The organism is Streptomyces sp. NH27 (genome assembly GCF_056859195.1).
In genome coordinates this window covers 1-4,914 of sequence record NZ_JACEGK010000568.1, presented here as the reverse complement: position 1 = coordinate 4,914, position 4,914 = coordinate 1, and the positions used below count along the sequence as shown (strand labels likewise).

4 protein-coding genes and 1 pseudogene are annotated in these 4,914 nt (G+C 75.0%); 2 read left to right on the top strand and 3 right to left on the bottom strand.

Annotated elements, in window-relative coordinates:
* The 3 genes and pseudogenes from AC13HU_RS32080 to glsA form a co-directional block, all read right to left on the bottom strand.
* A pseudogene (locus AC13HU_RS32080) lies at window positions 1–264 on the bottom strand (XRE family transcriptional regulator); the annotation flags it as partial.
* 189 nt (window positions 265–453) lie between these two features.
* Entirely contained in the window at window positions 454–1,551 is a 1,098-nt protein-coding gene (locus tag AC13HU_RS32075; protein ID WP_483045493.1) for a baeRF3 domain-containing protein, read from the bottom strand.
* A 195-nt stretch (window positions 1,552–1,746) separates the two neighbouring features.
* Window positions 1,747–3,129 carry a glutaminase A gene (gene glsA / locus AC13HU_RS32070; RefSeq protein ID WP_483045492.1) on the bottom strand — a complete coding sequence of 461 codons (1,383 nt, stop codon included), beginning with the start codon at window positions 3,127–3,129 and terminating at the stop codon, window positions 1,747–1,749.
* A 137-nt stretch (window positions 3,130–3,266) separates the two neighbouring features.
* Between glsA and AC13HU_RS32065 the strand changes: the two genes are divergently transcribed.
* Both AC13HU_RS32065 and AC13HU_RS32060 read left to right on the top strand, forming a co-directional pair.
* Entirely contained in the window at window positions 3,267–4,298 is a 1,032-nt protein-coding gene (locus AC13HU_RS32065; RefSeq protein WP_483045491.1) for a DUF4129 domain-containing protein, read from the top strand.
* Window positions 4,295–4,828, top strand: a complete 534-nt coding sequence (locus AC13HU_RS32060; RefSeq protein WP_483045490.1) for a hypothetical protein — start codon at window positions 4,295–4,297, stop codon at window positions 4,826–4,828. The genes AC13HU_RS32065 and AC13HU_RS32060 overlap by 4 nt, the downstream gene beginning before the upstream one ends.
* Window positions 4,829–4,914: the final 86 nt, after the last annotated feature.

Sequence of the window (4,914 nt, the reverse complement as noted above, 5' to 3'; positions counted from 1 at the left end):
GTCGTCGAAGAAGTACGCGACCGGAATCTGGAAGAACTGCGCGAGCGCCTCCAGATGGCGCTTGGTCGGGTTGGTCCGCCGACCGCTGCGCAACTGCCACAGGTAGGTGGTCGAGAAGCTCTCCCCGGTCGCCTCCCGGCAGGCGCGCGCGACTTCCTCGTGGGTGTACGCCTCGCGATCCGGTCGGCGCACCACGCGGAAGAGCGAGTCGATCTTCTCCGCCAGGGTCGTCGCCCCGGGCGCCGCCCCGTCCCCGTCAACCATGCGTTGATTCCACCGCCCCCGCCGTGAACCGGAACCTCATCGTATAGGTGTGGAGCGGGAGTTGGCACTGCCGAGCGGACTCCTTCCGGTGCCGCCGGGCCGGCTCTGCCCGGCGCCGCGGAGCCGGCTGCGTCCGGCCGCCCGCGCCGCAGTGACGCGGGTCGGGCCGGGCAGGGTGCGGGCGTGCGGTCAGTAGCGCAGCACCGCCGCGATGTGACCGGAGTCCGCGAGGTGCCCGTCGGGGACGAACCGCACCCGCGCCCCGGTGTCCAGGGCCTGCTCGGCGATCTCGTCCACGATGTCGTCGCGGGCGCCGCGCTCGTCCGCGCCGGCCGGCACCAGGTGGTCACCGTCGTCCCTGACCGTGGTCCGGTAGCCGTCCTCGATCGCCACCAGCGCGGCGCGGCCCTCGGTCACCGACTGCCACACCTCGTCCACGCCGCCGGCGAACGCCCTGCGGCCCCGGGCCCGATCCAGGTCGTCGAGCACCGCGGCGACCGCCCGCTCGTCGCGCTCCCGGTCGGCGTCCGCGACCGCCCGGGCCAGCGCCTCGCCCGGTCCCTGGGCGAGCCCGCCGTGGCCGACGTGCGCCACCGCGTCCCTGGCCACCGGGCCGACCTCGTCCAGCGCGCTGATCGCCTCCGGCTCGCCCACCAGGTACAGCGGCTGCGGGTCGGCCGCCTGCACCGCCGCCACCGCCTCGGTGACCTCCCGCAGGAAGATCCGGGTGTCCTCGTCGTTGAAGGTGCTGGGGGTGTCCCCGATCTGCTCCTGCCGCTCCGGGTCGAAGTCGATCGGCGCCCGCCGCACCGGGAACGGGCCCGTCTCCTGCTGTGGGGCGTGCTGGCGGCCGCCGCTCCACATCGTCGCCACGTCCGCGGACAGTGCCAGCACCCGGAACGGCTGGTTCGCCGCATAGGCCGCCACCAGGTTGCGGGTCAGGAACGTCTGCGCCAGCAGCACCCGCTCCGGCACCGACCGCTCCAGCGACCACACGTGGTGCTCGCCGGGCGCGGCGAAGATCGCCAGGCCGTCCTCGGCGTACACCAGGTCCACCTCGGCCAGCGCCTGGTCGAGCTGGCCGATCACGTCGATCCGGTCCGCCCTGGCGACCTCCGGGTCGCTGTGCACCGCGTTCTTCGCCTCCTCCAGGAGGTTGCGCAGTCGTACGGCGTCCTGCGCGTTGTCCGGCTCGCGCCGGTGGGTGGGCAGCAGCACCGAGACCGCCGGGTACTTGCGGGGCCGGCGCAACTCGGCGAGCGCGGCAGGAGTCAGCGGCTGGTGCATGGAGGGCATGGGCGGACCTTTCCGGCGGCTGGCGAAGACGCGGGCGGCGACGGAGCGCGCGGGATGCGCGCGGAGCCGGAGCGGGCGGACGCGGTACGGCCGGGGCGCGGATACGCGCCTTCAGCCGCGGACGCGGCCCCCGAACCGTCTGGTCGTCTTCCCTTTCACTTCCACTTCTGTCCCTTCCTGGATATATCAATCAGTCGACTTCCGCAGCCCAGCGGACCCGACCAGCCCGTCCGCGGCCCACGCCACCGCGTCCGCCCGGCTCCCGCGCACTTCTGCGCCCGTCGCCAGCGCGCCATGCCCGTACGCCTTCCCGCCCGGCACCACGCACACCCGGTGCCCCGCCGCGATGACCCGCGCCAGCGCCGCCTCCAGCATCGCCCGGGCCGGCGGCCGCACCCACATCACCTCGGCGAGGTCCAGCACCAGCCACCCCGGGCGGTCCGGCGTCACCGACGCGAGCGCGTACAGCACCCGCTCCATCGCCGTGAAGTCCAGTTCGCCGCGCGCGGCCACCAGCGCGATCCGCCGCCCCTCCCGCGCCAGCAGCTCCCGCTCGGCCGGCGGGCGGTCCGGACCCGGGGGCCACCGCTCCGCCGTCGTGCACGCCGTGACCGTGGCCGGGCCCGGCGCGGGCGCGTGCATCAGGTGCATCCCGAACCGCCGGGACATCTCGCGCAGCGCCGCCACCGCCCGCACCGGGCTGCCGGTGGGGTCCAGCGGCGGGCTGTAGCAGGCGATCCCGAACCGGCCCGGGCTCGCCGCGGTCAGCCCGCCCGACACCCCGCTCTTGGCCGGCAGCCCGACCCGTACCAGCCAGTCACCGGCCGCGTCGTACATCCCGCAGGTCGCCATCACCGCCAGCACCTGCACCGCGACCGGCTCGGGCACCACGGTCCGGCCGGTCACCGGGTTGACGCCGCCGGCCGCCAGCGTCGCCGCCATGACGGCCAGGTCCACGGTGTCCACCCGCACCGCGCACTGCCGGAAGTACGTCTCCACCGCCGCCTGCGGCTCGGTGCGCAGCGAACCTGCGGCGTGCATCAGGTAGGCCAGCGCGCGGTTGCGGTCACCGGTCGCGGACTCCGAGCGGAACACCTCCTCGTCGACCTCCAGCCGGCGCCCGGCGAACGCGCTCAGGCCCTCCAGCACCCGCGCGAACCGCTCCTGCGGGCTGGCGGCCGGAACCAGGTCGGTGGTCGCGATCGCACCCGCGTTGATCATCGGGTTCGCCGGGCGCCCGGTGCCGCGCTCCAGGCTGATCGCGTTGAACGCGTCACCGCTCGGCTCGTTGCCCACCCAGCGGTGGAACTCGTCGAGCCCCAACTCCGCCAGCGCCAGCGCGTACACGAAGGGCTTGGACACCGACTGGATCGAGAACGGCACCCGGGAGCGCCCCGCCTGGTACCGGTGGCCGTCCATGCTCACCAGCGCCAGCCCGAAGTCACCCGGGTCGGCGAGTGCGAGCTTCGGGATGTACGACGCGACCTCGCCGTCGGTGACCGGCATCAACTGCCGGTGCACCTCGGCAAGACCCGCGCTGATCACGTCGAGCGGCGCCGTGTCGGCCATGCGTCCATGCTTGGCGCGGCGAGGCGGGTCCGCAACGCGGGGGAGCGGTCGCCCGGCCGGCCGGCCGGTGGCCGCGGGCACGCCAGGGGGTCGCCGACCGGACGGGCCGCCGACCCCCTGCCCGTGACACACGCACAGTGGTGTGCGAAGCTGCCGAGCGCGAGGGGGAGGCGTTGCGGTTGACGGGGCGGGAGTCGGGAACAGGCGCGGGAACCACCGGACTGGGCGGGGGCCGGGTGGCCCTGGCCGTCATCGTGGTGGCGGGCATCGGCGTGGCGGCCCTGCTGCTGCGGCCGGACAGCGGGGCGAACAGCCAGGGCCGGGGACCGCTCGGCGGCAACGGAGCCGCCGTCGGCATCGCGGCGCTGTGGCTGGTGGCCGCGATCGCGGTGAACAAGCGCTACCGCGAACAGTTCAGCCAGTACGACGAGCGCCGCACCGCCACCCAGCAGCGGCTGGCCGACGTGGTCCGCCACACGCTGATGATCGCCCCGGTGGCCGTGCCCGTCGTGCTGCTCGGGCTGCACGACTTCCATGTCGGCGCGGGCCGGTCCGCGCCTGGCCGGAAGCCGGTGCCGTTCCGCTCGGACGACATCTACCATCGGGCGCCACCGAGCCATCGGTCGAGCGGTGGCAAGGAACTGCACATCCCGGGCTGGCTGCTGCATCTGATCATCGGCCTGGCGATCGCCGCGGTCCTCCTCGCCGTCGCGTACGCCGTCCGGTACCTGCTGCGGATGCTGCCCCGGCCCGAGCGGACGGCGCCACTGGGCACCTTCGGCCTCGTGGACGACGACGAGGAACTCCTCGCCCAGGCCATCCACTCCGGCCGCCGCGCCCTGCTCGACAACGACGACGCCCGGGCCGCGGTGATCGCCTGCTACGCCGCGATGGAGACCTCGCTCGCCGCGTCCGGGGTCGCCCGGCGCGCCTCGGACAGCCCGCAGGACCTGCTGGAGCGCGCGGCGGGCGGCGACCTGCTGACCGGCCCGGCCGCCGGCGACCTGACCGAACTGTTCCGCGAGGCCCGCTACTCCACCCACCCCATGGACGACGGCCACCGCCGGCGGGCCTTCGACGCGCTCGCCGAGATCGCCGCACAGCTCGAACGGCGGGCCGCCGCTGCCTTTGACCCGGCCGATGCCGCCACCGCGGAGGCCCGCCCGTGATCGAGAGCCCCGACACCCGGACCTCCACCCGCACGCGCGAGGCCGATACGTCCGCCGCTGGCTCCGCCTCGCCGGCGTCCTCCCGCACCGTGGTCGGCGCCCTCACCGCGGGCGGCGTCCTCGCGATCGCCCTGGTCGCCCTCACCGACGGCGTCGCCGCGGCCGGCACCGCACTGGTGCTGCTCGCCGTCGTCGCCCTGGCCGTGGCCCGCTACGTCGCCGGCGGTGACGCCCAGGACAGCGGCTACCGCAGAAGCGTGCGGCTGCTGAGCAGCCGCGCCCCCGCGCTCGGCGAGTGGCAGCGCATCGTGGACCACTCGTTCGGCGAGGAAGGCGCCGTGTACTTCGCCACCACCCTGCGGCCGCAACTCCAGCGGGTCTTCGCGGCCCGGCTGGCCGAGAAGCACGGCATCGACCTGGACCGCGCCCCGCAGCGGGCCGGCGCGCTGGTGGGCGCCGACCTGTGGCCGTGGATCGACCCGTCCCAGCCGCCGCCGTCGCCGATGAGCACGTGGTTGCCGGAGGTGTAGGCGCGGGCGCCGATCTCACTGGCGGAGCGCTGGGCGGCGGTCCCGGTGTGCAGCCGAAATCGGAGAAGTCCGCTCCGATCCGGGCC

Coding starts and splice junctions, on each gene's coding strand:
- AC13HU_RS32075 (WP_483045493.1), bottom strand. CDS start 1,551: ATGCACCAGCCGCTGACTCCTGCCGCGCTCGCCGAGTTGCGCCGGCCC.
- glsA (WP_483045492.1), bottom strand. CDS start 3,129: ATGGCCGACACGGCGCCGCTCGACGTGATCAGCGCGGGTCTTGCCGAG.